The sequence below is a fragment of the Kosakonia sp. LAM2021 genome (assembly GCF_016620385.1).
GTDB classification, from domain to species: domain Bacteria; phylum Pseudomonadota; class Gammaproteobacteria; order Enterobacterales; family Enterobacteriaceae; genus Kosakonia; species Kosakonia sacchari.
This window is the reverse complement of the sequence record NZ_JAENHT010000023.1, coordinates 1-3,052: the sequence shown is the minus strand read 5'-3', so window position 1 is coordinate 3,052 and position 3,052 is coordinate 1. Positions and strand designations below refer to the sequence as shown.

Genomic DNA, 3,052 nt, shown 5'->3' with positions numbered 1-3,052 from the left:
ATTTGCTCTTTAAAAATCTGGATCAAGCTGAAAATTGAAACACTGAACAGTGCGAACTGTTCTGTGAGTCTCTCAAATTTTCGCGACACGCGGATGTTTTACGAAACATCTTCGGGTTGTGAGGTTAAGCGACTAAGCGTACACGGTGGATGCCCTGGCAGTCAGAGGCGATGAAGGACGTGCTAATCTGCGAAAAGCGCCGGTAAGGTGATATGAACCGTTATAGCCGGCGATGTCCGAATGGGGAAACCCAGTGTGACTCGTCACACTATCATTAACTGAATCCATAGGTTAATGAGGCGAACCGGGGGAACTGAAACATCTAAGTACCCCGAGGAAAAGAAATCAACCGAGATTCCCCCAGTAGCGGCGAGCGAACGGGGAGGAGCCCAGAGTCTGAATCAGCTTGTGTGTTAGTGGAAGCGTCTGGAAAGTCGCGCGATACAGGGTGACAGCCCCGTACACAAAAGCACACAGGCTGTGAGCTCGATGAGTAGGGCGGGACACGTGGTATCCTGTCTGAATATGGGGGGACCATCCTCCAAGGCTAAATACTCCTGACTGACCGATAGTGAACCAGTACCGTGAGGGAAAGGCGAAAAGAACCCCGGCGAGGGGAGTGAAAAAGAACCTGAAACCGTGTACGTACAAGCAGTGGGAGCCTCTTTAATGGGGTGACTGCGTACCTTTTGTATAATGGGTCAGCGACTTATATTCTGTAGCAAGGTTAACCGAATAGGGGAGCCGAAGGGAAACCGAGTCTTAACTGGGCGTTAAGTTGCAGGGTATAGACCCGAAACCCGGTGATCTAGCCATGGGCAGGTTGAAGGTTGGGTAACACTAACTGGAGGACCGAACCGACTAATGTTGAAAAATTAGCGGATGACCTGTGGCTGGGGGTGAAAGGCCAATCAAACCGGGAGATAGCTGGTTCTCCCCGAAAGCTATTTAGGTAGCGCCTCGTGAATTCATCTCCGGGGGTAGAGCACTGTTTCGGCTAGGGGGCCATCCCGGCTTACCAACCCGATGCAAACTACGAATACCGGAGAATGTTATCACGGGAGACACACGGCGGGTGCTAACGTCCGTCGTGAAGAGGGAAACAACCCAGACCGCCAGCTAAGGTCCCAAAGTCATGGTTAAGTGGGAAACGATGTGGGAAGGCCCAGACAGCCAGGATGTTGGCTTAGAAGCAGCCATCATTTAAAGAAAGCGTAATAGCTCACTGGTCGAGTCGGCCTGCGCGGAAGATGTAACGGGGCTAAACCATGCACCGAAGCTGCGGCAGCGACACTATGTGTTGTTGGGTAGGGGAGCGTTCTGTAAGCCTGCGAAGGTGTGCTGTGAGGCATGCTGGAGGTATCAGAAGTGCGAATGCTGACATAAGTAACGATAAAGCGGGTGAAAAGCCCGCTCGCCGGAAGACCAAGGGTTCCTGTCCAACGTTAATCGGGGCAGGGTGAGTCGACCCCTAAGGCGAGGCCGAAAGGCGTAGTCGATGGGAAACAGGTTAATATTCCTGTACTTGGTGTTACTGCGAAGGGGGGACGGAGAAGGCTATGTTAGCCGGGCGACGGTTGTCCCGGTTTAAGCGTGAAGGTGTGTGCTCCAGGCAAATCCGGAGCACTTTAACACTGAGGCGTGATGACGAGGCACTACGGTGCTGAAGTAACAAATGCCCTGCTTCCAGGAAAAGCCTCTAAGCATCAGGTAACACGAAATCGTACCCCAAACCGACACAGGTGGTCAGGTAGAGAATACCAAGGCGCTTGAGAGAACTCGGGTGAAGGAACTAGGCAAAATGGTGCCGTAACTTCGGGAGAAGGCACGCTGATATGTAGGTGAAGCGACTTGCTCGTGGAGCTGAAATCAGTCGAAGATACCAGCTGGCTGCAACTGTTTATTAAAAACACAGCACTGTGCAAACACGAAAGTGGACGTATACGGTGTGACGCCTGCCCGGTGCCGGAAGGTTAATTGATGGGGTCATCCGTAAGGAGAAGCTCTTGATCGAAGCCCCGGTAAACGGCGGCCGTAACTATAACGGTCCTAAGGTAGCGAAATTCCTTGTCGGGTAAGTTCCGACCTGCACGAATGGCGTAATGATGGCCAGGCTGTCTCCACCCGAGACTCAGTGAAATTGAACTCGCTGTGAAGATGCAGTGTACCCGCGGCAAGACGGAAAGACCCCGTGAACCTTTACTATAGCTTGACACTGAACACTGGTCCTTGATGTGTAGGATAGGTGGGAGGCTTTGAAGCGTGGACGCCAGTCTGCGTGGAGCCGCCCTTGAAATACCACCCTTTAATGGCTGGTGTTCTAACGTGGACCCGTGATCCGGGTTGCGGACAGTGTCTGGTGGGTAGTTTGACTGGGGCGGTCTCCTCCTAAAGCGTAACGGAGGAGCACGAAGGTCAGCTAATCCTGGTCGGACATCAGGAGGTTAGTGCAATGGCATAAGCTGGCTTGACTGCGAGCGTGACGGCGCGAGCAGGTGCGAAAGCAGGTCATAGTGATCCGGTGGTTCTGAATGGAAGGGCCATCGCTCAACGGATAAAAGGTACTCCGGGGATAACAGGCTGATACCGCCCAAGAGTTCATATCGACGGCGGTGTTTGGCACCTCGATGTCGGCTCATCACATCCTGGGGCTGAAGTAGGTCCCAAGGGTATGGCTGTTCGCCATTTAAAGTGGTACGCGAGCTGGGTTTAGAACGTCGTGAGACAGTTCGGTCCCTATCTGCCGTGGGCGCTGGAGAATTGAGGGGGGCTGCTCCTAGTACGAGAGGACCGGAGTGGACGCATCACTGGTGTTCGGGTTGTCATGCCAATGGCACTGCCCGGTAGCTAAATGCGGAAGAGATAAGTGCTGAAAGCATCTAAGCACGAAACTTGCCCCGAGATGAGTTCTCCCTGAGACTTTGAGTCTCCTGAAGGAACGTTGAAGACGACGACGTTGATAGGCCGGGTGTGTAAGCGCAGCGATGCGTTGAGCTAACCGGTACTAATGAACCGTGAGGCTTAACCTTACAACGCCGAAGATGTTTTGGCG

Annotated in this window: 1 rRNA gene; it reads left to right on the top strand. The window is 53.1% G+C overall.

Going from position 1 to position 3,052, the window contains the following annotated elements:
* Positions 1 to 122 precede the first annotated feature (122 nt).
* A 23S ribosomal RNA gene (locus JKP81_RS23465) occupies positions 123 to 3,029 on the top strand.
* Positions 3,030 to 3,052: the final 23 nt, after the last annotated feature.